This window comes from Amycolatopsis sp. (genome assembly GCF_035276945.1).
Lineage (GTDB): Bacteria > Actinomycetota > Actinomycetes > Mycobacteriales > Pseudonocardiaceae > Amycolatopsis_E.
Genome location: NZ_DATELF010000049.1, coordinates 41,657 through 66,640, shown reverse-complemented (window position 1 = coordinate 66,640; position 24,984 = coordinate 41,657). Strand labels below are relative to the sequence as shown.

The window sequence follows — 24,984 nt, the reverse complement described above, 5'->3', positions numbered from 1 at the left end:
TCCCGCCCGTTAAACCGTGCGTGCGGTTCTCCCGCACACGGCTTACCGACGCCGTTCACCACCGGCATTCGGTCTTTCCCGCCAGGGCTTGCCCGCCCTGGGTGCGACAACGGTTCCTACCAGGCTGATCAGTCCGCATTGGTCCGGCGAACGGTAGGCGACCACGGACAGCCCAAAGTGCCGCCCGCGTTGATGCCGCTTCCCGATGAACAGCACCAGCCGCTCCCGCGCGTAGTTACTGATCTTGTCGAAACGGACGGCAGAATGCCCATACCGAAAGAAGGCGCCCCAACCGCGCAGGAACCTGTTCATGTCCTCGACCACCGCTTCAACAGGCAACAGCAGCCGGGACCGGGCAGTGAGTTCCCGAAGCCGGTCCCGGGCTCGTTGCATCACCTGGTCGCTGGGCCAACGGGCGAGAAACGTGACGCCCTTACGTCCCCGAACACCCCGGGACCGCACCAGCCGGTGGTGAAAACCCAGAAACTCGAAACCTGGGCCACCCACCTCCAACCGCACGATCCGGGTCTTGGCCTCCTTCAGTTGCAAACCGAGATCGGCCAGTACCTCGCGAAGCCGCACCAACGCGGCCTCGGCTTGCTGCCGGGAACGACACATCACCGTCGCGTCGTCGGCACACCTCACCAGGACCCCGTGCTCCCACACATCCCACACCCGATCAAGCCGGTGCAGGTAAACGTTACAGAGCAACGGGGACAGCGGACCCCCTTATGAGGGGTTCCCTCGTCGGTCGGCGAGTACCGGCCCTTGTCGACCACTCCTGCTTTCAGCCAGCCCCGGATCTGCTCCTTGGCTGGGAACGTCCCGATTCGTTCCAGGAGGAAATTATGGTCGATCTTGTCGAACGCGGATTTCAGGTCGGCGTCGAGCACCCACTCGCGTTTCGCGTTCTTGACCGCGATAGCGCGGTGGATCATCTCGATCGCGTCATGACATCCGCGGCCTGGGCGGAACCCATATTGCTTGGGATCCAGCCTGGCCTCCCATTCGGGTTCCAACGCGTTACGTACCCGCTGTTGCTGGGCACGATCAGCAATAACAGGAATACCGAGCGGGCGTGTTCCGCCTTTTTTCGGGATGTGCACCCGCCGCGCCGGCAGCGCTCGGACAGGTCCGCCGTGGCGGTGCAGCAGCACCGCCAGCTCGGCCCTGGCCTGGGAGGTCACCGCGACCTGCCCATCAACGCCTGGGGTGCGGCGGCCCGTGTTGCGCTCGGTCACCCGGCGCACGCTGACCAGCGTGTTCGCCCGGCTGCGCAACATCAGCTTTTGCAGATTGCGGACCCGTTTCAGGTCCCCTGCCTGCGTCGCCGTGAAGATCCGTTGCCGTAGTCGCTGTACCTGTTCCTCTTGGCGACGCCACGCGATGGCGTCCCAGTCAGGCAGGTCCTCAGGTCCGTTCGCCACATCCTCAACGGCCGCGAGATCGATTATGACGGTCGTCGCGTCCCCGGATATGGCGCCTAACTTGCCCATACGGTTCCAGCGTTTCGTTGGCATCTGATTCGTCACAAGGCCACCCGGCTCACGTCAGCTCCCTTTCGGGCCCAGACACGGTGTTCTGGTATGCGGCCAGTTATACGACGACGACCGTGTTCGGAGGGGTCGGTCACCTGTTCTCGCTTTCCTGTCGCCTTTCGGCTGCCGCCGTTTGCTTCTTGGCCGTCCTGTCCCGCCACGGATCTCCGCCTTCCTTGCGGTCGGCCTACCGGTGGCCGGTCATCTCCACCGGACCATGACGGGGTTTCCATGTTCCGCACTGGCGAGTCGCGACCGGTGTCGGGCGCCCCCTATACCCCGGGACCGTGGTGCTCACATGGCCGACATAGAGACTCCGGCCACCACTGCCATCTCTCAACAGCGGGTCCTGTTCTCCGGTTCGGCGTCCCATCTCCGGAGTTCTGGGTAACGAGGCTTACGGGGGTTCACACCATTCGCCCTTCCGGTCTTTCCCTTGCCTGTAGCCGATGGATGGAACACCAGCCCTCGGGCTTTCTCCCGGGCTCCACACCCCGCCGTTACCAGCGACGCATGCCAGGAGCGGGAACGAGCATTGAGCACTCGCTCGGAGCTAACTGTCGATAATCGACCCTCCCTTTCCAGTTACCTCACTCAACCAGTGCGACCTCACGTCGCACCTCTATGGTCCAATGTTGCCGGACGTAGGTGGCGATTTCCGGGGCGTTCGCCCGAGCGGCATCGAGGCTGGTGATGCCCAGGACTGCGATGGCGGTCGTTTCCCCGGTGGTGGTGTCAGTAACGTAGCGTTCGATCAGAAACACTTGTGCGACATGGGGAAAGTCGATGTTCTCGGGTGCTGGCTGCACTCGGATCGTGCGGCGTTCGGCGCGTCCATGTCCACGGTTTTCGGTGGTGCATAGAGGAATGTCGCCCCAGTCGAGGGCGTCGAGCTGGGTGAACAGGTTTGGTTGATTGGCTTTGGCGATGAGGATGTAGTCAGCGCCTCGCTGTTCGACCAGGTAGGACGCGTGCGCGCGTTGGGTGTGCATGGCGTCCGCGGTGACGAGGACTCCGGTCAGGCCGATGGTGTCCAGCAACGGCTGGAAACAGGTGATTTCGTTGGTCTTATCACCCACTTCTCGTTGTGCCACAACGATTCCACTGTCATGAGTCATCGCCGCGAGCAGATGCACACCGCCCTGGCCGGTCTCATCGCAAGTACCGCGCAGGGTCTTACCGTCCACCGCGATCACCGTCATCCCGCCGGCGCGGCCAGCCAGCCATGCGCCGATCGCGGTGTCGAGAAGATCGCCATCCACTGCCTGCAGGACACGCCGCAGCGTGGCTTCGCCCGGCGCCCGGTACCGGCCGCGCCGTCGATCCCACCGTGCCCCCAGCGTCGCCAGCACGTGCTGTGGTGCATCCGCGGCCCATTCGCCGATCGCCACGAAGGACCGCGAACCGGCAACAACCGCGGCCGCGGTCACGAGAAGGACGGATATCAGTGTGTGCCGCACCCCGCGACGAGCACGGGGATCCGCCACCGTAGCGAGATATTCACGCAGGTCAGCAACCTCTCCCACACCCGGCGCCCCCACCCCCGGCAGCTCACAGGAACGGGCCAGTTCCTCCAGCGCAGCAGGCATCGGCGAAGATACAACAGCAGGCACGGCACTCTCACATGATCATGGGACTTCGACACTCACATGATCAACAAGGGCCGTGCCTGCTCTCCACCCACCCCCACCAGGCCCAACCCGACTTTGCCGGGACCGTGGGCGCGTCCGTACATCTGTCGTTTGAGCATCTTAAAAGTTGCGTGGAATCTGGCCGCCGGGATGATCAGGTCCCGACGGTACGACCACGGACTTGGGAGATGCTTGAGTGGCACGGTGGTGCTGACGGAGAGGTGGCCGGTGCTCGCGCGGCACAAGCGGGCGGCCGGCTGGTTGCAGGTATGGGCGGATCTGGGGCGCGCGCCGCGCACGATCGACGCGTATGCGCGTGGGTTGGCCGAGTATCTGGAGATGTGCGAGCGGGAGGGCGTTGATCCGCTGACCGCGAGCCGGGCGGATGTGGCCGGTTTTGTGCGGGAGTTGACCGAGCGGCCGGAATCGCGCGCCCAGCTCGCCACCCTCCCCCGGTTGAAGCCGCGGAAATTCTACGACCTCGTCGTCGAGGTCGCCCTCATCCGGCCCGGCCCCATCCAAGGCGGGTCCATGCACCGCTACATCCGGCGCCGCTCCGGCGAAGAGGCCTGGTCGCAGCCCAGCTCCGCCGCGCCATGGGCACCAAACGCTCCTCGCAGGAAATGCGGGCCGCTGATGGCCAGGTTCCTCGAAGGCACCGCCGCCAACGGGATCCCGTGGGACCTGGCGGTACGGATCTTCGAACAGATCCACGCCTTCAGCGGCTACGGCTTTCCCGAAGCCCACAGCCTGTCCTTCGCGCTACTGGTCTACGCCAGCCGTGGTTCAAGCTGTACTACCCGGCGGCGTTCTGCGCCGGGCTGCTGCGCGCGTAACCGATGGGGTTCTACTCCCCGCAGACCCTCATCGCCGACGCCCGCCGCCACGGCGTCACCACCCACCCGCCCGACCTCAACCTGTCCCTGGCCCACCCCACACTTGAGCCCGACCAGGGCAGTACGGGTGGGGTGGCGGTGCGGCTCGGACTGGCCCGCCCGGCCGCCACCCCATCCAGTTCCCGCGCGCCCACCTCGACCAGCTCGGCGCGCTCCCCGCCGGCCGACTGCTCGACCTGGCCGAAGACGGGACACGGGTACTCGTCGGTGGCGCGGTGACGCATAAGCAGCGGGCGGCGACCGCGGGCGGCATCGCGTTTCTAACTAAACGGCCTTGGCACGAGCCTTCTCGCGGGCGCACGTGACGGTGACTCACCGGCTGGTGCTGCATGTTGCAGCAGTTTTTCGACGCGAGGATCGGCCCGCGACTGCCGGAAGACAGCGAGTCCTCCGGCAAGGCAGGTCCGTCAACCGCGCGATTTCGCGAGGGCCGCCAGTACCAGGGGGAGCTCCTCGCCGGTCGGCGTGCTCAACCGCAAACCCGGCATCCGCCCCGGCTCGTTTCCGGTGAATACCCTGGTCACGATGCCGTGCGCTAGCAACTGCCGATGCAGACCGAGTGGGTCGTCGTGACGCAGGAACCGGTAGTGCACCGGCACATGGGAGTCGACCGCGCCGAGTTCGGCCAGCGCGTCCTGTAACACGACCGAATCGGCCAGCAGCCGATCGCGTGTCTCGGTCAGCCAGGACGGCGTTTCGAGCGCCGCTTCGGCGGCGAGGACGTCGAGGTACGACAGCGGCCAGTTCAGCCTGTGGTGGCGCACCTTCTTTCGGATGTCATCGTCAGGTGTCCAGAGCGCGCCTGTTCGGACTCCGGCGATGCCGAACGGCTTGTTCGGAGAGCGCAACACGATCACGTTCGGCTGTCCGCTGTGGACCATCGAGAGATCGTCCGAACCGGCGACGAAGTCGATGTACGCCTCGTCGACGATCAACATCGAGTCGGCATGTCGCCGGCACAGGCCGACCAGGTCGTCGCGGTGCAGATACGTGCCGGTCGGATTGTTCGGATTCGACATGATCACGTAGCGGTTCTCCGACATGGCCCTGTCCACGCGGACGAGTCGCGCCGCCGCGTGCTCCGGCGCGTTGTCGGGTGGGTTGTCGTGCCGCGGGAACCATCGGATGGTGTCGGTGTAGTCAGGGGCGATCACCGACACCTGCTCGGCAGGCAGCAGCGCGGCGAGCGCGCGGATGAACTCGGTGATGCCCCGGCCGACCACGAGTTGGTCCGCCGGTACACCGAGATACTTGGAATACACCGTGGCGAATCTGTCCTCGGCGTCATACGGATGGGCACGAAGCAGTTCCGGCCGGAAGGCTCGGACCACGGCACCGACCGACGGCGGCGGGCCGTAGCGGTTCACGCAGGTGCTGAGGTCGAGATGATCGTTACCGGACAGACCGCGCAGGTCACCGCCCTGGCGCTGCGCGGCCTCCGGCGGCTTGGGTTCGACGGCACGCATCCGTGCCGCCAGTTCCGCCAGATACCCGCTGGTGGGCAAAAGAAAGGCGTCGTGTCCGACCCGGGAGGTCGTTTCGTGGTGGTGGGTTGCGTCGATGCCGAGATCGGCCAGCCGGTCGCGGATCTGTCTGCTGTGCTCGCTCCCGAACAACCGGTCGCCGGCGAAACTGAACAGGTGGACTGCCGGCTTGGCCGACCCGAACGAAGGTGGCTCTGCGAACGCGTCGAAACCATCCATCGCGGCGCTCACATACAGGTACGTGTTCGCGTCGAACCGTTCGTTCAGTTTCGCCGCCTGGTTTTCCAGGTAGCGTTCGACGGTGAACGGGCCGGTCGCCACTGCCGCGAGGTTCGCCGGGGCGGCCACGGATCGCGAACGACCGAACTTGCGCTCGAGCGACTCGGGCGACAGGTAGGTCAGGTGCCCGACCATCCGCGCGATGCCCAGACCGTCGCCCGGGCGTTCGTCAGCGGGATAGTTGCCCTCGGCGAATCGAGGATCCGCGCGGATCGCGGCGCGGCCGACCGCGTTGAACGCGAGGTTGTCCGCGCTCATCCGTGCGCTGGTGGCGATCAGCACGAACATGCGAGCCGAATCCGGGAAGCGCAGCAACCATTCCAGCGCCTGCATCCCGCCGAGCGAACCGCCGACGACCGCGTGCAGACGGCCGATACCCAGGTGGCGCAACAGTTCCCGGTGCACCGTCACGATGTCCGATACCTCGATACGCGGGAATCTCGCGCCATAGGGCCGGCCGTCGCGCGCCGGTGACCACGGTCCCGTTGTGCCGGCACAGCCACCCAACACGTTCGCGCACAGCACGTGGTATCGGGTGGTGTCAATCGGTTTGCCCGGTCCGACAACGGCTTCCCACCAACCTGGCATGTCGTGCTCGTCGTGTCTTGCCACGTGCGCGTCCCCAGTGAGCGCATGGCACACGAAAACCGTGCCATGTGCCGCGTTCTCGGACGGACCGTAGGTCTCGTAGGCCACCTGCACGTCGGTGAGCGCCGTGCCTGACCGCAGGCGCAGCGGCCGATCATGTGGGAACAAGGTGACGCTGTGCAGATGGCGGCTGGTTGGCGCGGCGAATCCAGTCAGCATTCTCGTTTCTCCGGTGAGTGATTACGTGCGGCTTGACGCATCAACTGTTGATCGGCAGCGAGGTGCGGCACCTGGCTCTGGTTTTCGCGGCCGTGCCGAATTCGGTGAAGATCGAGGTGGACACCGGATCGGTTTCGGCGTACCACTCCGGATGCCATTGCACGGCAAGGCAGAATGCCGCGTGACCAGGTGCGGACACCGCCTCGATGACCCCGTCCGCGGCAACTGCCTCGACGCGGAGGCCACACGCCAGCTGGTCGATGGCCTGATGGTGCAGCGAATTCACCGAAATTGTGGGATTGCCGAGCAGGTCATGCAGCATGCCGTTACGCGCCAGGCGGATCTCGTGCGCCGGCAGGTACTGCTCGTCCCTGGGCAGGGAGTCGTCCTCGGTGTGGGTGGTACCGCCGGGCTGGCTGGAAAGGTCGCGCAGCGTGCCGCCGAGCGCGACATTCAGCTCCTGCAACCCCCGGCAGATGCCCAGCACCGGGATTCCGGCATGCAGCGCGGCCGGCAGCATGGCGAGGGCCAACTCGTCCCGTGCCGCGTCGGCCGCGGCCGGCGGATCAACGCCGCCGTACCAGCGCGGCAGGACATCTGTCTGGTGCCCGCCGAACACCACCCCGTCGAACCGGTCCAGCAGGTCGACGATGTGCTCGGCCGTACCGCCAACCATAGTGACCACACAGCCCGCAATGCGCTCCAGTGCCCGCACGTACACCTCGCGCACTGCCAGATATCCGACGCCGTCGACGAATTCGGTCGCCGCGGCCAGGGCGACGAGGGGACGCCCGTTCTCGATCATCCAGCCGCCCCCAGTGCGTTGGTCAGGTCCGCGATCAGGTCGTCGATGTGCTCCAACCCGATGGACAGCCGGACCGAACCCTCGGTCACCCCGGCCGCCAGCCGGTCGGCTTCCGGCAGTTGGGCGTGGGTGGTCGACGCGGGATGGGTGGCCATGGACCGCACGTCCCCGACATTGGTCACGTGCGAGACGAGGTTGAGCGCCTCGATGAACCGGCAGCCGGCCACTTGCCCGCCGACCAGTTCGAACTGAATGAGCGGGCCGCCGTTCCCGCCGAGATACCGCTTTACCAGGGTTGCCTCGTCGCCGACATACAGGCTCGGGTGGCGAACCGAGGCGACCGCGGGGTGCCCGTCGAGGAACCGCGCCACCTCGGCGGCGTTGTGCCCGTGCGCCCGCATCCGCAGTGGCAGCGTTTCGATGCCCTGGATCAGCAGGAAGGCGTTGAACGGGCTCAGACACGGGCCGAGATCGCGGACCAGCGTTTCGCGTGCCTTGAGCAGGTACCCGCTGCGGCCGAGTGAGGATTCCAGGTGCGTCCCGGTGTGGGTCCACACCACCCCGCCGTGCGCGGGATCCGGCTCGGTCATCAGCGGGTGGCGCTCCGCGTGCCTGGTCCATTCGAACGCGCCGGAATCGAGGATGATCCCGCCGAGCGCACTGCCGTGCCCGCCGACGTACTTCGTCGCCGAGTAGATCACGATGTGCGCGCCGAAGTCCATCGGCCGGCAAACATAGGGCACCATGGTGTTGTCCAGTACCAGTGGCACACCGACCTGCTCGGCGAGTTCAGCGACCGGTTCGACGGGAAACACGCGGAGCCCGGGGTTGGGCAGCGTTTCCGCGAAATAGCAACGGGTTCGCTCGTCGGTCGCGTCGACGAAGTTCTTCGGATCATCCGGGCTGACGAACCTGGTCTGGATGCCGAACCGGGCGAACGTGTTGCCCAGCAGGTTCCAGGTTCCTCCGTAAAGTTCGTTGGAGCTGACGATGTTGTCGCCGGCCTGGCACAGATTGAGCAGCCCGATAGCGATCGCGGCCTGCCCGGAGGAGACGGCGAGTGCCGCCGCGGCCCCGTCCACCTCCGCCATTCGAGCTTCCAGCACATCGCAGGTGGGGTTGTTCAGCCGGGTGTAGGCGTGCCCGTCGGCTCGTAGATCGAAGATGTCCGCCGCGGCTTGGGTGCTCGGCAGTTCGTATGCCGCGGTCTGGAAGATCGGTGTGACAACCGGTCCGGTCAGCCCCAACCGGAGTTCCGCCCCGGCGTGCATTACGCCGGACTCGGTTCGCTGGTATGTCTTACCGAGAGATGTCGGACCGTCATGCCGCGGCACGGTGCGGCTCCTTCAGGCTGGTCATGGACTCCACGATCGCGCTGGTCGCGCTCGGCTGCCCTTCCGGTCCTCGGGTGAACAGGCCGCCCAGCGCCCGGTCCACCGCGGCGTAGTTGGGATCGCGCAGCCGGACCTTCCTTGACTTGCCGAGATTCCAGAACGGTGTGCGCGGATCGAGGTGGTGCTCGAGGTGGTAGTTGTCGTTGTGGATGCCGGTGAGGAACTTCTCCCAGGTGCGGCTCTTGCGGTTGCGGGTCATGTAAAGGTCCACATTGGAGTCGCGGACCAGTGGGGTGTGCTCGGACAGTTCGATGTACCAGCCCAGGATCTGGAAACTGGTCAGGTAGGGGACAACCCAGAACAGGAGCAGCCCGGTCAGCCAGCCCTGTGCGGCGCACACGCCGACCACGGTGGCCCAGAAGACCCAGAACCCGGCCCGGTCGAGTACCCGCTTGCGGCGCTTGACCTGCGACGGCGAATCGGTTGTCCGTGCTCGATTCTGTTTGAGCATGCGGTACCGGTTGCGAACGAGGTAGCGCAGATAGGCCCAGGTCTGTGAGCCGAGCATGGGCATCAGTACAGCCCTGCGGACATAGGTCCGTGGTGCGCTGATCTCATACGCCTTCTGCTCGATGAAGAACCGCAGATCCGGGTCGCCGTCGGGGTTGCCGAGCTTGGGATGGTGGGTGAACACGTGAGAGATCTTGTAGGCGTAGTGCTGCTGGAATATCGGGTACGCGGTGAAAACCGTGCCGATGGCCATCTGCAAATTCCGGTTCGCAACGCCGACGCCATGCGCGCAGTCGTGCAGGATGGTCGACAGGCCGCGCTGGCGGGCACCAATCACCAGTACCGCCAGCGGATACAACCACCAAGACACCGCGAGACAGAGCCAGACGCACAGCGCCATCCATGCGACGTCCTGCAACCAGGCCAGGCCGGCGTGCCAGTTGTCACTGCGGTTCAGTTCCTTGATCTCGTCCTCGATGTCGTCGGCGAAGCGGTACATCCGGTATCGCTTCCCGTCGTACGCCCAGCTCGTTTCTGACATGTAATGGCTCCTGGAGGTCAGATTTTCGTTGGTGACCGTGCGGATCAAGCAACTGCGGTCGCGCCGAAGCAGTAGGTCGGCAGCGGCGGGAAGCCGTTGAACCCGACGGAGGCGTAAGGGGTGGTGTACGCGCCGGTCGCGAGAAAGTCGATGTGATCGCCGGGACGCAGGTCGGCGGGCAGCAGCACCGGTGTCTGCTCGTACAGCACGTCCGCGCTGTCGCAGGTCGGTCCGGCGACGACCGCGGGGGCCTGCTCGCCGGCGAACTCGCCGCCCGGCCGCCTGGCCACCAGCGGATAGGCGATGGCCTCGCCCTCGGTTTCCGCCAGCCCGCCGAACCGGCCCACGTCCACGTACACCCAGCGCCTGCCGTGCTCGCGGTTGACCACGAGAACTACCTCGGAGCGGATCAGGCCAGCATCGCCGGGGAGATAGCGGCCCGGCTCGATGATCAGGTTCGGAACATGTCGGAAATGCTCTGCCACGCTGTTGTTGATCGCCGTGGCGTAGGCGGTGAGACCGGGCACACCGGCGTCGTAGCGGACTGGAAGCCCACCGCCGAGGTTGAGCAGGTCGAGTTCGATGCCCTCGGCCGCCAGTTTGGCGGCGACCCGTGCCGCGGCCGCGACGCCCGACTGCCAACTGCCCGGCCGGCGCTGCTGGGAGCCGACGTGGAAGGTGCTTCCCCTCGGGTTCAGACCGAGCGACCTGGCCTGCCGCAACAGGTCCACCGCGTCCTCCTCGGTGCAACCGAATTTCCGGCTGATCGGCCACTGCGCACCGGTGGTCCGCACGATGATCCGGCAGCACACGTCGGCGCCGGGCGCGGACCGTGCGATCTTTTCCAGTTCCGCCGCCGAGTCGATCGAGTAGAGTCGTATTCCCCGCTCATGGGCGTAGCGGATGGCGGACTCCTTCTTCACCGTGTTGCCGAATGAGATGAGTTCAGGTTCCGCGCCCGCGGCGATGCAGGCGTCGATTTCGCCAGTGCTGGCCACATCGAAACCGCAGCCGATGGCTACCAGCGTGCGCAGCAGTTCCGGGTCGGCATTGGCCTTGACCGCATAGTATATCGCGGCACTCGGCATATCTGATCTCAGCGCACGATAGCGCTCCGTCACAATATCCAGATCGAGCAAGAGGCAAGGCGTGGGTGGCCGGATGGCTTCGAAGAATGCGTGGTGTCCGGTATATGTGGTGTGGTCCACGGGTCGTTCGCCGGTCAAGTCGATGCCTTTCCTGGGTGGTGGGTCGCCATGTTCACCGAATGCTGGTTTGGTGTTCTTCTGTTGGCGTCGCGCCCGCGCACCGGCGGACCGAAGGAAGGCGCAACTCGACGGCATGGCAACATGTTTCGCTCGCTGGGTCGGCAGGGAAACACGCAATATCGCCACCCGCGAACATCTGCAAAATAATGGCGGATAATGCGCCGACGTGCGCTGCCATGTATCTGGACACACGTATTGCAGCCCCCATCCTGATGTAGCCAGACACCGGGAAATGCACGGATCCTTTTGGCTCATGAAAAGGTGCTGAGATGATCTCCACAAGATCGTCTTCTTGAGGTGGACGGGATCGGCCGCGACGCTGCGTCCTACTTTTCAGAGTGCCGTTATTGCTCGTTGGTGTCAACTATTCGGCCGGAAATCACCCGGGTGCTCGCCAACCGTCCGTCTTTTGGTGGATTCGGTTCGGTAGCTTCAAACACCACGATAACACCGCATTTCAAGGAATCTGATCCCGCGATCTTCGGAACCTCCATGACACCCAGAATTCCTCGGAGTGTATGGAAGTTCGAACCGGCCTGCCAAAGCAGGAGGTGAAAGGGTGCCCGCCAACATCACCGCCCGGCGCGTGCTGCCCGCGCCCGAAATAGAGGACACGGTGGCCCGCAGGGGGCGACCTCAGGCAACTTGTCCGCTGGCGAGGTCTACCGGACACGGTGAGAAGGACAAGCGAATGCGGAATGACGGCCGGGAACGGACTCGGCCTCTTCCGCTGCTGATTCACGCGATTGCCAGGACACCCAACCGCCGGCCGATCCGACCAGGTTCCAGGTGCCTTCAAGTGCCCACCGTCAGGATTGAGCCCGGAGAGTCCCGTCGTCCGAAACACCGTCCCGGAGGGAGACCGTCGTGTGCATCCTGATCGTCGCGCCAGCGGGGATTAGCCACAGCCTCCCACCGTTCCCGCCGCATGGGCGCATGGCACAGTCATGGCGCCGACGCGAGACCAGGATGCGGCGATCGGTCCGGTGTTCGGCGCGGTCAGCGAGCATTACCTGGGCCGCCCAGTTCGTCCTCCCGCGCGGGGGGCGACCAGTTCCTCGCCTCCGAGACGCTCACCCGGGCCAGGGTCACACCCGACGAACTGGAGCCGATTCCTACCCATCCTCATTTCTGGATATGAGTCTTTGTTGAACAGTTCACGCGAAAGGGTAGTCCGGGTGAATGGAAGCAGATTGTTTTCGCTGGAAATCGTCTATCCGGCAGATCCTGATTTCGCGGCCGCCGAAGAAGTCGAGGCGAAAATATTCAGAAATGCCTATGGTCTCTCGCCGGAACTAATGGCGGACGAGTTGGCGCCCTACCGGGACGCGAGCGAGTTCCTGGTCCTGCGGGACAGCGTCACCGGCCGGATCGCCGGGGAGGTGCGGCTGGTGACGAACTCTCCTGCCGGTTTCAAGAGTCTCAACGACATGGGCCATGATCCGTGGAGCACGGATTACCGGACGGTGTTGCGGGAGAACGGACTGACCATGGCTCCGGAGTACACGGTGGACATTGCGACGCTCGGAGTGGACGAGGGGTATCTTTTCAAAGATGATCCGGAGATGTCGATCTGGGTACGTATCGCTCTCTTTCATGGGATATGCCAGTATTCCGTCGAGCGCGGTACACGGCACTGGGTCGCCATTCTCGACAACCGGGTGCTTGCCTTGATCCAGCGGATCGGCAAACCGTTCCAGAAATACCACGGCGTGGACTCCGCGGAATATCTCGGTTCGCCGTGCACCCCGGTCTGGTCCGATTTCACGGCCGCCACCGAGAACCTGCGGAAGGACCAACCGGTCCGATACGCACAGGTAGTGTGCGGAAAGGGACTGGACAGGGTGGTCGACCTTCCTCCTAAGGGAGCGCTTGGGGTGCGGTCGTAGACCAGGTCAGCTCCGAACGGCGCGCCGGGTGGGCGCCCTCCCGGATGGCCGGGTTGAGCCCGGCCGTGCTCCTGGAGGCCTTACCCCACGGTGAACTCCAGCGGCGCCCTGAACACGGCGGTCAGGCAACGTGACTTCAAGCAAGGCCGGACACGCACGGCGTCCACCTATCTGGCGGCACACCACACCAGTCAGGGACGGCGCCACGAACAAGGTGTGGATCAACGGTCCGCCTGATGACGGCGGCACGCTGATCGGCTACGTCGCCCACCGCACACCCCGCGCGAAGCGTTGGCCGAAACGCGACGAGAAATGGCACACCACAGTGGAAACCACCGGCCCGTTGGCACGGGCACGGTGGCGGTCGTGGTTCGACACCTCCGCCAAAGCCGAGGCGCCTCTCCTCGGTGCGTGGGCGGCACGCACGGCGGCCGCCGAGCGGCGACAGGTCATCAGCGCGCGCTGATGCGGTGGGTACTCACGATCACATCATCGAGCTGGACGTCGTAGGACGACGGGGCCGGGTTGGGCTGGTAGAGCTGCCAGCCCAGCTTGAGGGTATCGAAATGCGGGAAGACGAAGTCGCCCGATGCTCCGCCGTGCTGCTTTGTGGAAACAGTGAGCGCGGTCTGTTCGACACCGTCCAGGTATACGGTGACACGATTGTCGCTGGCGTCAAGGTGGAATTCCACGCACCGCCACCTTCCGGCGACAGCCGGGGCCGAGGTCTGCCAAGCGGTCCAGTCGCCCGTGGGACCCTGATCCGACCCCACGCCGAAGAAGTTGGCGCCAGAGGTGGGCACGTACTGGCCGCCGAGCGGGCGGACCAGCGTCGGCGAATCGGAGCCGGAAGCCTCGGCGATAGTCCAGTGGGCCCAGTCGGGAGCGGTGGGGAACGTGGCCACCCTCAGGCGCATGCGGACCCAGAAACTGTTGCCGGGTGGAGTCAGGCCGGGCACCACGAGAAAGGCACGGCCGTTCCCGTCGGTGTGGATGTGCAACTCTTGGCCGTGCCCGGTGGAGTTGGGTTCGATTGCCAGGCTGCCGCCGGAGGTGTCGGCGGCCCAGCCGTGGCCCCAAGTGACCTGGCCAACCGGCAGGTGATCGAAGTCCTCCTGGAACAGGCGGCCGCCCTGCGCAACCGCCGTGGCGGCCGACGTCAGCAGCGCGACCGCCGCGGCTAGCACGGTCACAGCCGATCTTCTCAAGCGAATCATGTCCAGCAGTACGGCGGAAGAAAGGTCGGCGACGGCAGGGAAAGAGTCACCGGGTAATTCCGCGCTTTCGGGAAATTTCCCTCGAATCTAGCGGCTTGCCGGCACGGCGGCCATCACACCCGGGAATGGCCCTGCGCAATACGCACGGTCCGTGACCGGTTCCGGGTCGGCGGCCAGTGCGTTCAGGCCGATCGCGGCACGCGAGGTACCAGGGGCCAGCAACCGGAGCAGACCGGCCGAGATCTCGCTGGACATGCGGAACAGCGACTTACTGAGCCCCAATCAGTTCCGGCCCGCCGTACCGCTCCAGCTCGGGTTCGTAGCGCTCGCGGTAGACGCCGCCGGTCCGCAGCCGCCCGACGGGCAGCGATCGGTCCCTTCCCCCACCGCCGCGATGCCGGCCGCCATCGCCAGGTACGTCTGCTGGTCGAGCCGCCGCTCGGCCGGGCTCCCCGCGTTGACGTAGGCAGGTCGAGCCTCCAGTTCGCCACCGACGGCATCGGCGGCCTCCGGCGCCAGGTCACGGATCCGCAGCCGCGCGTGAGACCCGTCCTGCCAGTAGCGCACGAAGAACGTAAGGAGTTCGAAGCCACCTCGGAACTGGCCGCACTGTGCGGTTACCACCCACTCGCCCTGCGCATCGCCGCCGGGAATCTGTTGCTGCGACCCGACTCCCCCATCGCCGACGCAGTGGAAAACTTCCGTGGCGGCAACCTGCTCGACGCCCTCGCAGCACCTGACGACCCTGCCACCGCGGTCAGGACGGCGTTCGACACCTCGTATGCAGCCCTGAGCGCCGACGGTCAACAACTGTTCCGCCGCCTCGGTCTCATTCCCGGCGCCGACTTTCCTCCCGAAGCCGTTGCCGCGCTCAACGGCACCAGTCTGGAACGAACCCGAGCGCTGCTGGAACACCTACAGGCGGTACACCTGATATCGCAGCAAACCCCTGGTCGCTACCGTCTGCACGACCTGGTCCGCATCTACGCCAAGCAACGCGCGGAGGCCGAATCCGACCACGAAGGCCCGCTGAGCCGTCTGTTCGGCTGGTATCTCCAGGTCGCCGACGCGGCCGCAGCTCCGTTGTACCCTCTGATACTGCGACTACCTCTCCCCGATCCGGATCCCACTCTTTCCGTACCCGACCTTCCCGACCAGCCCGCGGCGGTGGCGTGGCTGGAGGCCGAGCTCAGCAATCTTCTCGCCGCAGCCGAGTATGCCGCCAACTGCGGTCCGCACGAGTTCTCCTGGCTGCTGGCCGATCTGCTGAGAGGCTTCTTCATGGTCCGCGGTCACACCGAGGAGTGGGCCGCCGCGACAACTATCGGACGACGCGCCGCCGAAGACCAAGGCGACTTGGTGGCGAACGCGGCCATGCACAACAGTCTCACCACTCTGCACGTGACCGCCAGCCGGCTGGACGAGGCCGTGGAACATTCCGCGCGAGCGCTCGAGCTCAGCCGGCAGGCCAGCTGGCGAGGCGGCGAGGCGGCAGCCCTCGCCAACACCGCGGCCATCTCCCGGATATGGGGTGACCTCGACCGGGCCGGAACCAAGGCACGGAGAAATTCGCTGACCCGTCAGCATCGCCTCAACGTGTTAACCAAGGTCGGGTGGCCCAGGGGAATCTCACCCCTGGGCTCCCACAGATCCGGGCGTAACAGTCTCCCGTTACCCGGCTCCTGTCATCCTGATCGCCAGGCGGTGTGGACCCATGCCCAGTGGGCGAAGAGCCTGGGGTATTGGCGGGTGATGCGTTGCCAGCACGCCAGGGCCTTGTGGAAGGGCCGCAGTCGCTTGTACTTCTTGCGGATCCAGCGCATCAGGTAGGCGTTGATGCGTGCCAGGAAGGGACACAGCGCGGAGCGGTAGAACGCACCGTAGTACTGCATCCAGCCGCGCACGATCGGGTTGATCTTTCGTGCGAGCTCGGCGAAGCTGTGCCTGGTTCTGCGGTGCAGCCGCCATCGGCGCACCTCACCGCTGATCTTCTTCAGGGCGTTCTTGCTGATCGCGGGCAGGAAGCTGGTGAAGTTCTTCCCTGCCCTGGTGCGTGCCTTGCGGGCGCGGAAGGTGAACCCGAGGAAGGTGAACGACGTGTGCTCGTGCGAGCTGCGCCGGGTACCGTCCTTGCAGTACACCACCTTGGTCTTGTCGGGATGCAGGCGCAGTCCGACCTCGTCCATCCTGTTCGCGATCGCCGCCAGGACCTCGCGGGCCTGGCGGTGGCTGTCGCAGTGCACTACGCCGTCGTCGGCGTAGCGTTCGAAGGGCACGTCCGGGAACTCCCGGGCCATCCATGCGTCGAACGCGTAGTGCAGGAACAGGTTCGCCAGCACAGGTGAGACCCCCTTGCCGGGTCCCGGTCACCGACCTGCGCACCACCCCGTCCCTCATCACCCCGGCGTCGAGCACGACCCGCAGCAACTTCAGCACGGACTGGTCGCAGACGCGTTCCTCGACCGCCTGCATCAACCGGTCTTTCGGAATCGCCTCGAAACAATTGGCGATGTCCGTCTCGACCACCCACACCCGACCCCGCCAGGACTCGTCCACGAGCACGTGCAGGGCGTCGTGCACCGAGCGTTTCGGGCGGAACCCGAAACTGCACGGTTACATATCCGCCTCGAAGACCGGTTCGAACACGATCTTCAACACGGCCTGCACGACCCGATCCCGCACCGACGCGATCGCCAACGGCCGCCACTGCCCCGACCGATCCCGTTTCGGGATCAACACCTGGCGAGCAGGCAACGGCCGATACCGGCCATCACGCAACTCGGCCATGATCTCGGCCAGGAACCGGTCAACACCGTATTCCTCGACCGCATCCAGGGTGAGCTTGTCAATGCCCGACGCGCCATCATTACGGCGCACCGCGACCCACGCACGCCACAGGACGTCCCTGCGCAGGACCTTGTCCATCAGCGTGTGGAACCGTCGCCCGGGACCGGCCTTGGCCGCCCGGCACAGCGTGTGTTGCAGGGCACGCACCTTACCCCGCGGAACCTGGGTTCCGCGGTCGGCGGGACTAGCCAAACCGGCACTCACCGGGCACCTCCACAATCAACCTCACGCATCGACGAAGTAGTGGCCCTTCCCTCACCGGCGGTTGTGTTGTCCACCCGGCTCAAGCAGTACCACAGCCACCTCCGACTCCCTTCCGACCGGCTCCCACTTCCCGGCTCGTCACCGGTTCTAGGTCGCCGCACTCCAGCCACTACACGCAGTTGGCCGGGCCGGGCCGGGCCGGGGAGGGCCTCTCCAGTTCCCGCCACCGCTATCCGAACGTTCCGAGCCCCTTACGCCGGGGAGTCCTTCACGGCTGCACTTCCAGGCTCTTCACCGCTTCCCTGGCCTTCGCCCTTCTCCTCCAGGCTCGGCACTCCCTCACCCCAGCCGTTTCCGACCGGGAAACGTAACGACGCGGCAGGCTTCACTTCACGTTACGAACCGTTCGGTTGCACACCCCCAAGGTTGGGGCGCTCGACGCTGGGCTTCGACCCCGCCCGTTTCCAGACGACACCACCAGCCTGCTACCGGGCCCCCCGGCAGTTACCCGGACCCGACTTCCACCGCCAAGCGACGACAAGCTTACAAAACCAGCCATCAACCACTCACCTGATCAACCACCTATCCCTACTGGACACACAGGAGGTTCACCATGGCCGCGAACACCCAGGGCGCCACGACGGGTCAGGCTTCCACGCTCGCCGCCGGGCCGGCGGTCACCGGCGTGAACCCGGCCGCGGGCCCCGCTTCCGGCGGCACGGCCGTCACGATCACCGGTTCCGGGTTCACCGGTGCCAGCTCCGTCACCTTCGGCGGCACCCCGGCCGCGTACACGACCTTTTCGGACACCCAGATCATCGCCTTCGCCCCGGCGCACGCCCCTGGGCAAACGCTGGTGAAAGTCGCCGGACCCGCCGGCGCCAGTAGCCAGAACGTGTTCTACACCTACCTCGCCACACCCACCGTCACCGGCATCAGCCCCACCACCGGCCCGACCGCCGGAGGCACCACCGTCACCATCACCGGCACCGGACTCACCGGCACCACCACCGTCACCATCGGCGGCACCCCAGCCACCTTCACCGTCAACTCCGACACCCAGATCACCGCCACCACACCCGCACACGCCCCCGGACAAGCACAAGTCACCATCACCACACCCGCCGGCACCAGCACCCAAAACGTGTTCTACACCTACCTCGCCACACCCACGATCACCAGCCTCACCCCCACGGCTGGGCCGGCCGCCGGAGGAAACGGCGTCACCATCACCGGCACGGACCTCGGTTTCACCGGTGCCGTGACGTTCGGCGGTACCAGGGCGGCCTTCACGGTGCTGTCCAACACGCAGATCGTCGCGGTCGCCCCGGCCGGCACCGGCACCGTTGTCGTGGCCGTGACGACGCCGGGCGGAACCAGCGTGGGGTCTGCCTACACCTACGTGCCGGCGCCGATGATCTGAACAGACCGAGGCCCGTCTTACGGACTCCCGTAAGACGGGCCTCGGGTGTGCTCGTCAGTGCTCGTCAGTGCTCGTCAGTGCCCGTCGCCGTCGGGCACGTTGTCGGCGCCCGGGACCTCGTTGGGCAGCAACACCTTGCTGTCACCGGGAAAGGGCTTGGTGAAGTTGTTCGAGGCATACCAGATGTCGCGGTTCGCCTGCGCCATGTTCACCATGTCCTCGGTCGCGAAGTTCTGCTTCGCCGACCACTGTGCCCAGGCCGCCTGCACCGCACTGGTGGTCTGGGCCACCTGGGGATTGGTCGAGTTCAACGGAATCTGGTTGGGCAGGACGGTGTACGGCATGAAGTCCGGCCGGTCGGTGAACGCGTCGAACATCGGGGTCGCCGTCATGTCCTGCTGGTTCATCGGGGGCAGGCCGAGGATCTGCTCGATCGTCCTGATCACGTTGAGCTGGCTGTAGTAGTCGTGCACGACCGCGCCCTTCGCGGCGTACGGGCTGATCACCAGTGTCGGGTTGCGGTGCCCGTCGACGTGGTCGACACCGTTCTGCGAGTCGTCCTCGATGACGAAGATCGCGGTGTTCTGCCAGTACGGGCTGTGCGAAACGATGTCGATCATCCGGCCGGTCGCCAGATCGCTGTCCGCGACGTACGCGGACGGTGTGATCCCGCCCGGCGTGGTGCCCGAGGTGTGGTCGCTGGAGAACCACATCATGTTGAGCGCGGGCAGGTTGCCGTTGCGGACGTAGTTGTCGAAGTCCCGCTTGAACAGGTCGACCCGGTACTGGTCCGGGATGTTGAGGTCGAAGTTGGGATAGTCGGGCTGGGTGATCTTCTGCAACGACGGGATGTCCGTCCTGGGCTGGTAGGTGCCGACCGGCACATGCAGCTGGCCGGTGGCCTTGCCCTCCATGATCTGCGAGTCGTTGTACCACTGCGGCCAGGAACCGCCGGGCGTGCCCTTGCCGCTCGAGTCGACGTAGCTGTCGATCTGCTCGCCCCAGTTGGTCACCGTCTTGCCGTGGCTGAGGGCGTTGTCCCAGATCCAGCCGGTCTTCACGTCGGACATCGGGTCGCCGGTCTGGTACGAGCGGGTGTAGTTGCCATACATCTGCTGCATGTAGTTGTTGACGAACGCCTGGTTGAGCCAGTGGTGGCCTTCGGCGGAGTTGGTCCCGTCCGAGTACAGGTTGTCCACCAGCGGGAACTGCTTGACCAGCGCGTGGGTGTTGGGCGTGACCTGGCCGCCGAACTGCGCCAGGTTCGGGTCCCCGTTGCCGCGCGCGTCGTCACCGAGTTCCTGGTCGTAGGTGCGGTTCTCCTTCACGATCAGGAACACGTGCTGGATGGTCGACGGGTCGCCGACGTGGACGGGCACCGGGACCGGCCTGCCGTGGCCGTTGCCGGGCAGGTTGCGCTGCAGCAGGCCGTTCCACTGGTTGTTCTCGAAGACCTGCCTGGTGTAGGCCTGCATCTGCGCCGGGCTGGGAGCCACGATCGTCTGCACGGTTCCCACGAAGTTGTAGCCGAGGTGACCGGTGGCCGGGCTGGTGCCGGTTCCCTCGTTGACCGTGCCGGGAGCGCCCACCGAACCGATGCCCTGTTCGCTGGCCACGACGAGCCGGTCGAGCTGGGTGTCCTTCGCGATGCCGGTCGGGAACGAACCGGTGGGGATCAGACCCTCGAACCAGGGCTGGGTGTAGGGGTCCCGGTAGTCGTAGACCGCTACCGCGTTGTCCCGGCCGAGGCTGACCGCCAGGTGTGCCGGGTCGAGCATGGCCAGGCCGTTGGGCTGCGCGCCGAACGGCGCACCGGGCGCGGGACTGGTCGCGAACGTGCGACCGAGCGACTGCCGCTGTGTGTCTATTGTGGACACCGTGTCGTCGTCGGTGTTGGCGACGAGGACGTTCTTGCCCACCACGAGCAGCGCGCTCGGCTCCAGCCCGACCGGAAAGGTCCGGACCAATTGCCCCGAAGCGAGGTCGACTTCCGAGACCGTTCCGGTGGACGGCACGGCGTCGGGGTTGTTGGTCACGATGGGCGTGCCGTAGGAGTTGTCGGTCCGGTCGCCGGGCTGGGCGGGACGGCCGCCCTGGTTGCTGACGTAGGCCTTGCCGTCCACGACGACCACGCTGTTGGGCACGTTGCCGACCGGAATCTGCCTGGTCACGGTGTTGGTCGTGGTGTCGACCACGGCGAGGGTGTTGTTGCCGCTCAACGTCACGAGGAGGTCGGTCCCGGTGGGGGCCCAGGCGAGCCCGGCGGGCACGGCCTGCCGGCCGGAAACGCCCGGCAGGCCGACGCTGGTCTGGTTGGACAGGGTGCCGTCCGCGGCGACGTCGAACCGGGCCAGCGCGCCGGGCTGGGCGGCCCACAGGTGCCTGCCGTCGGCGGAGTAGAGGATGCCGCCGTCGGAGATCTTCCCGGTGCCGGCCTGCTGGACCACCTTGTGCGTCACCAGATCGAAGACGCTGACCATGCCGGTCGTCGCGCCGCCGGTGTTGAGCGCGGCGGCCGTCTTCCCGTCGGGGCTCAGGGCCAGCCCGAACGGCCTGCCCGCCTCCTTGATGACATCGCCGGCCGGGGTCACGAACTGGCCGGTCTGGGTCAGGTACGAACCGTCCGGCTGCGGCCCCACCGTCTTGTCACCGAGCAGCTTGCCGAAACCGCCGGTGGCGTACGTGACGCCAGTCCCCAGTACCATCGCCGATATCGCCGAAACGGCGACAATCGTACGTTTACCCCACTTCGGTCTGCGCATGAGGTTTCCTCTCTCGAGCCCACAGCCCAGTCGCCGGCCGACTCTAGGCGGGGGCATTCGAGCCGGGGCCAACAATGGCCCTACATGAAATGAACAATCGCCGGTGACCGCCCGGTGGATTCCTTTTGTTCCGTTTGGGCCGGCCCGGCCCGGGTGCGGGCCGGGCCGCGATGGGGTAAGCCAGAGGGCGTGGACCCGGCACGAGCACTCAGGCGGATCGCGTTCGAGCTCGAACGGGCCGACGCGCCGACCTACCGCGTGGCCGCGTTCCGCCGCGCCGCCGCGGTGGTCGACCAGCTCGCCGCCGAAGAGCTGGCGCACCGGATCAGCCAGGGCACGCTGCGGGCCCTGCCCGGCATCGGCGCGGCCACCGGAGCCGCCATCGAAGAGTCGGCCGCCGGCCAGGTGCCCGCCTACCTGCGGAAACTCCTCGACGCGGCGCCACCGGCGACGCGGGAAGGCCTGCGGTGCGCCGTGCGCGGTGATTGCCACACGCACTCGGACTGGTCCGACGGCGGCAGCCCGCCGAAGGAGATGGCCGAGGCGGCGCGTGCGCTCGGGCACGAGTGGATCGCCCTGACCGACCACTCCCCCCGGCTTACCGTGGCCCGTGGCCTGTCCGCCGAACGGCTGCTGACGCAACTGAAGGTCGTCGAAGCGCTGAACGGCGAACTGGCCCCGTTCCGGGTGCTCACCGGCATCGAGGTGGACATCCTCGACGACGGTTCCCTTGACCAGCGCGAAGACCTGCTGTCCCGGCTCGACGTGGTCGTCGCGAGCGTGCACTCGCATCTGCGGATGCCGTCCGAGCCGATGACCGAACGCATGCTCGCGGCCGTGCGCAACCCGCACGTCGACGTGCTCGGCCACTGCACCGGGCGCCTGATCACCGGCCGGGCCAGACCGGAATCGGTCTTCGATGCCGAAAGGGTTTTCACCGCGTGCCGCGAGCACGACGTCGCGGTCGAAATCAACTGCCGCCCGGAGCGGCAGGACCCACCCGACCGGCTCCTGCGCCTGGCCACCGAAATCGGATGCGTGTTCGCCATCGACACTGACGCGCACGCACCCGGCCAGCTCGACTGGCTCGGCAGCGGCTGCCTTCGTGCGCAAGCGGAAGGCATCCCACCCGAACGCGTGATCAACACCCGCCGCGCGGACGAGTTTCGTTCTGTGTAACGCCGGGGAAAGCCTGCCCGACCAATCGGCATGAAAACACTGGCCATCGTGGCCGTCGCGTTGTGCGTGCTCACCGCGTGCGGTGGCGAATCGAAGACAGCCGGCGAACCGGCGGCCTCGACGACCGAAAGCGCGGAAACGACCACCACTGCCGAGACCACGACGGCGACAACCGAATCTTCCGAGGAAACCACGAAAAGCTCCGAATACACAACCTCCGAAGAAACAACCACCGGCAGCGACAGTGACTGGGACGACATGCTGCCAGGTGTGTGGCGAGCGCCGCAGCCCTACGGGGGCGAGGAGCTGTGGACGTTCAATGGCAGAACCCATGGCGTGACCTGGAATTACTGGCCACGAGGGGTCGGTGTCGGCAATCCACTCGACAACGGCGTCCCGGCCCCGGTCAACATCGGCTCGATCTACTCCGTCGACGGGGATACCTTGACCATCGAGAACATGGTCGGTGGCGGCCGGGTCTACACCGACCTGACGATGCTCGACTCCGAGTCATTCTCCGTCGAATTCAACGGCGACACGATCACCTTCCACCGCTACACCCTATGAAGATCCAAGTGATGCACTGAACTGCGGAAGCTGAAGAGTCGCCGAAACCTTCGCCGAGCTCACCACTGCTTGACGCCGTCGGCACCGGCGAGTGCCCGGTAGAGCCGGTCGTGGTGGACCAGCTCACCATGGCGGCCGGTGGCGCGCACCCTGCCGTCGGCGAGCAGGATGATCCGGTCCGCGGCGGTCGCCACGGACAGCCGATGCGTCGCCGCGATCACGGTGCTCGTTCTGGCCTCATGGGCCACCGAATCGAGCAGGGTACGTTCACTGACCGCGTCGAGCTGCGAGGTCGCCTCGTCGAGCAGGAGCACGTCAGCCCCCCGCAGCAATGCCCTGGCGACCGCGAGCCGCTGGCGCTGCCCTCCCGAGATCGCCACTCCCCGCTCCCCGACCGGGGTGTCGAGCCCGTCCGGCAACCGCGCGATCCAGGCGTCCAGGGCGACCGCTTTCAGCGCGCCGTCCAGGTCGGCGTGATCCGGGTCCGGCACGCCATAGAGCGCGGCGGACCGGATCGTGTCGCCGAGCAACGGCGCCTCCTGCTGCACGTAGGCCAGCCTGCGGCGCAGTTCGGTACGGTCCATGTCCCGGAGGTCGCGGCCCCGCAGCGTGATGCGTCCCCGGTCCACGTCCGCGAAACGCTCGATGAGGCCGAGAACGGTGGTCTTTCCGGCCCCGGAAGGACCAGCGAGCACGGTCAGCCCGACGTCCATGTCGAGGGTCACCGCCCGCAGGATGGGGGCGTCGTGGTAGCCGAACCACACGTTCTCGAACCGGACGACCGCTGGACCGGATCCCGCCGGAGCCACGGCCCGCCCGGCCTCGGTAACGACCGGCTCGCCAGGGATGTCGCGCACTTCCTGGATGCGCTTCACCGCGGCGAAGCCCTCGGACAGCGAGGCGGCCGCGATGGTGGTCGTCTCGATGGGATCGCGGAGAAAGACGACGTAGAGCAGGAACGCCACCAGATCGGGCAGTCCCATGTCGCCCGCGGCGACCCGTGCCGCGCCGACCGCGAGCACCACCAGGAACGTCGCGTCCACCGCGATCATCGCGACGACCTCGAGGATCGCGCGGGCGCGGGCCGAGCGGACACCGGCGTGGTAGGCCGAATCGGCCTCCGCCCCGATCACGTGCTTCTCCAGTGCCTCGGTGCCCGAGGCCTTGACGGTGCGGAACGCGACGAGTGCGCGCTGGAGACCGGAGACCATCCTGGCGACGCGATCCTGCGCATCCTCGGTGGCACGGCACAGGCGGCGAAACGACCACCGTTCGGCGATGGTGGTGATCACTAACAGCGCCGCGACCAGTGCGAACATCGGCAGGTCGATCGTGCCCATCAGCACCAGCGCGGCGAGGACACTCAGCGGCGAGGCCGCGGCGTGCACGAGCGAGCCGGCGATGTTCTCTTCGAGCAACGTCGTGTCGCTGGCCAGCCTGGACAGGAAGTCACCGACCGGCCTGCGCTCGACGACGCTTACCGGGGCGAACAGCACCCGGCCGGCCATGGCTCGCCGGACATCCCTGATGACCTGCTGGCCGGTTCGCTCCAGCAGGAAGGTCGAGATCCCCACCAGTGCCAGCCCCGCGACCGCCGCACCGGCCAAGGCCAGCGCGGGGCCGAGCACTCCGCGATGCGCTTCCAGCTCGTCGAGCACCCACCGGGCCGCGAGCGGCTGGACCAGTGACGCCCCGTTGGCGGCCAGGTCGAGTACCAGTAACCCGGCCAGCAAAGCCCGGATTCCCCTGGTGTAGTCCCACAGAGACTTGCCGGGCCTTCGTCGCTTCGCTGTCGTCAACGGC

Annotated in this window: 20 protein-coding genes and 2 pseudogenes; 7 read left to right on the top strand and 15 right to left on the bottom strand. The window is 66.4% G+C overall.

Annotated elements, in window-relative coordinates:
- Positions 1-42: 42 nt before the first annotated feature.
- From VJT49_RS08040 to VJT49_RS08030, 3 genes are all read right to left on the bottom strand, one after another.
- Positions 43-675: a group II intron maturase-specific domain-containing protein gene (locus tag VJT49_RS08040; protein WP_324164087.1), complete on the bottom strand. Its 633-nt coding sequence runs from the start codon at positions 673-675 to the stop codon at positions 43-45.
- The gene (locus tag VJT49_RS08035; protein ID WP_324164086.1) at positions 642-1,532 is read right to left on the bottom strand and encodes a reverse transcriptase N-terminal domain-containing protein; all 891 of its coding nucleotides are present in this window, start codon (positions 1,530-1,532) and stop codon (positions 642-644) included. Before VJT49_RS08035 ends, VJT49_RS08040 begins: the two co-directional genes overlap by 34 nt.
- Before the next feature lie 596 nt (positions 1,533-2,128).
- Positions 2,129-3,127: an ISAs1 family transposase gene (locus tag VJT49_RS08030; protein ID WP_324164085.1), complete on the bottom strand. Its 999-nt coding sequence runs from the start codon at positions 3,125-3,127 to the stop codon at positions 2,129-2,131.
- Between the two features lie 465 nt (positions 3,128-3,592).
- On the opposite strand from VJT49_RS08030, the pseudogene VJT49_RS35120 reads away from it, so the two are divergent.
- Positions 3,593-4,328 (top strand): annotated as a pseudogene (locus VJT49_RS35120) (error-prone DNA polymerase); the annotation flags it as partial.
- A 144-nt stretch (positions 4,329-4,472) separates the two neighbouring features.
- Here the strand turns inward: VJT49_RS35120 and metX are convergent.
- Genes metX through VJT49_RS07995 form a run of 5 tightly spaced genes read right to left on the bottom strand, consistent with a single transcriptional unit; the run spans position 4,473 to position 11,348 of the window.
- A complete protein-coding gene (gene metX / locus VJT49_RS08015; RefSeq protein WP_324164084.1) occupies positions 4,473-6,635 on the bottom strand; it encodes a homoserine O-acetyltransferase MetX in 2,163 nt (720 codons plus the stop codon).
- A gap of 40 nt (positions 6,636-6,675) precedes the next feature.
- Positions 6,676-7,440, bottom strand: a complete 765-nt coding sequence (locus tag VJT49_RS08010) for a gamma-glutamyl-gamma-aminobutyrate hydrolase family protein (RefSeq protein ID WP_324164083.1) — start codon at positions 7,438-7,440, stop codon at positions 6,676-6,678.
- Positions 7,437-8,774, bottom strand: a complete 1,338-nt coding sequence (locus tag VJT49_RS08005) for an O-acetylhomoserine aminocarboxypropyltransferase/cysteine synthase family protein (RefSeq protein ID WP_324164082.1) — start codon at positions 8,772-8,774, stop codon at positions 7,437-7,439. The genes VJT49_RS08010 and VJT49_RS08005 overlap by 4 nt, the downstream gene beginning before the upstream one ends.
- On the bottom strand, positions 8,761-9,825 hold the full coding sequence (locus VJT49_RS08000) for a fatty acid desaturase family protein (protein ID WP_324164081.1): 1,065 nt from the start codon (positions 9,823-9,825) through the stop codon (positions 8,761-8,763). Before VJT49_RS08000 ends, VJT49_RS08005 begins: the two co-directional genes overlap by 14 nt.
- A gap of 44 nt (positions 9,826-9,869) precedes the next feature.
- Entirely contained in the window at positions 9,870-11,348 is a 1,479-nt protein-coding gene (locus VJT49_RS07995) for a type III PLP-dependent enzyme (protein WP_324164080.1), read from the bottom strand.
- A gap of 938 nt (positions 11,349-12,286) precedes the next feature.
- Between VJT49_RS07995 and VJT49_RS07990 the strand changes: the two genes are divergently transcribed.
- On the top strand, positions 12,287-12,982 hold the full coding sequence (locus VJT49_RS07990; protein WP_324164079.1) for a hypothetical protein: 696 nt from the start codon (positions 12,287-12,289) through the stop codon (positions 12,980-12,982).
- A gap of 130 nt (positions 12,983-13,112) precedes the next feature.
- Complete coding sequence (locus VJT49_RS07985; protein WP_324164078.1) at positions 13,113-13,448, top strand: hypothetical protein; 336 nt, start codon at positions 13,113-13,115, stop codon at positions 13,446-13,448.
- Here VJT49_RS07985 and VJT49_RS07980 read toward each other — a convergent pair.
- The 3 genes from VJT49_RS07980 to VJT49_RS07970 all read right to left on the bottom strand — a co-directional run bounded on the left by VJT49_RS07980 (position 13,435) and on the right by VJT49_RS07970 (position 14,766).
- A complete protein-coding gene (locus tag VJT49_RS07980; RefSeq protein ID WP_324164077.1) occupies positions 13,435-14,175 on the bottom strand; it encodes a hypothetical protein in 741 nt (246 codons plus the stop codon). The two genes, VJT49_RS07985 and VJT49_RS07980, sit on opposite strands and share 14 nt — an antisense overlap.
- A 111-nt stretch (positions 14,176-14,286) precedes the next feature.
- Positions 14,287-14,454 (bottom strand): hypothetical protein, encoded by a 168-nt coding sequence (locus VJT49_RS07975; RefSeq protein WP_324164076.1) that lies wholly within the window; start codon positions 14,452-14,454, stop codon positions 14,287-14,289.
- Positions 14,455-14,481: 27 nt separating this feature from the next.
- The gene (locus VJT49_RS07970) at positions 14,482-14,766 is read right to left on the bottom strand and encodes a hypothetical protein (protein ID WP_324164075.1); all 285 of its coding nucleotides are present in this window, start codon (positions 14,764-14,766) and stop codon (positions 14,482-14,484) included.
- Here VJT49_RS07970 and VJT49_RS07965 point away from each other — a divergent pair.
- Positions 14,740-16,029 (top strand): hypothetical protein, encoded by a 1,290-nt coding sequence (locus VJT49_RS07965; RefSeq protein ID WP_324164074.1) that lies wholly within the window; start codon positions 14,740-14,742, stop codon positions 16,027-16,029. The genes VJT49_RS07970 and VJT49_RS07965 overlap by 27 nt on opposite strands.
- A gap of 5 nt (positions 16,030-16,034) precedes the next feature.
- Here VJT49_RS07965 and VJT49_RS07960 read toward each other — a convergent pair.
- Both VJT49_RS07960 and VJT49_RS07955 read right to left on the bottom strand, forming a co-directional pair.
- A pseudogene (locus VJT49_RS07960) lies at positions 16,035-16,755 on the bottom strand (reverse transcriptase domain-containing protein); the annotation flags it as partial.
- A 57-nt stretch (positions 16,756-16,812) separates the two neighbouring features.
- Complete coding sequence (locus VJT49_RS07955) at positions 16,813-17,250, bottom strand: hypothetical protein (RefSeq protein ID WP_324164073.1); 438 nt, start codon at positions 17,248-17,250, stop codon at positions 16,813-16,815.
- Between the two features lie 613 nt (positions 17,251-17,863).
- Between VJT49_RS07955 and VJT49_RS07950 the strand changes: the two genes are divergently transcribed.
- Positions 17,864-18,673 (top strand): IPT/TIG domain-containing protein, encoded by an 810-nt coding sequence (locus tag VJT49_RS07950; RefSeq protein WP_324164072.1) that lies wholly within the window; start codon positions 17,864-17,866, stop codon positions 18,671-18,673.
- 74 nt (positions 18,674-18,747) lie between these two features.
- Here VJT49_RS07950 and VJT49_RS07945 read toward each other — a convergent pair whose 3' ends face one another.
- Positions 18,748-21,378: a bifunctional YncE family protein/alkaline phosphatase family protein gene (locus VJT49_RS07945; RefSeq protein ID WP_324164071.1), complete on the bottom strand. Its 2,631-nt coding sequence runs from the start codon at positions 21,376-21,378 to the stop codon at positions 18,748-18,750.
- A 246-nt stretch (positions 21,379-21,624) separates the two neighbouring features.
- On the opposite strand from VJT49_RS07945, the gene VJT49_RS07940 reads away from it, so the two are divergent.
- Positions 21,625-22,614, top strand: a complete 990-nt coding sequence (locus VJT49_RS07940; RefSeq protein WP_324164070.1) for a PHP domain-containing protein — start codon at positions 21,625-21,627, stop codon at positions 22,612-22,614.
- A 48-nt stretch (positions 22,615-22,662) separates the two neighbouring features.
- Complete coding sequence (locus VJT49_RS07935) at positions 22,663-23,181, top strand: hypothetical protein (protein ID WP_324164069.1); 519 nt, start codon at positions 22,663-22,665, stop codon at positions 23,179-23,181.
- Between the two features lie 59 nt (positions 23,182-23,240).
- Here the strand turns inward: VJT49_RS07935 and VJT49_RS07930 are convergent, their stop codons facing one another.
- Complete coding sequence (locus VJT49_RS07930) at positions 23,241-24,980, bottom strand: ABC transporter ATP-binding protein (protein ID WP_324164068.1); 1,740 nt, start codon at positions 24,978-24,980, stop codon at positions 23,241-23,243.
- Between the last annotated feature and the right edge of the window lie 4 nt (positions 24,981-24,984).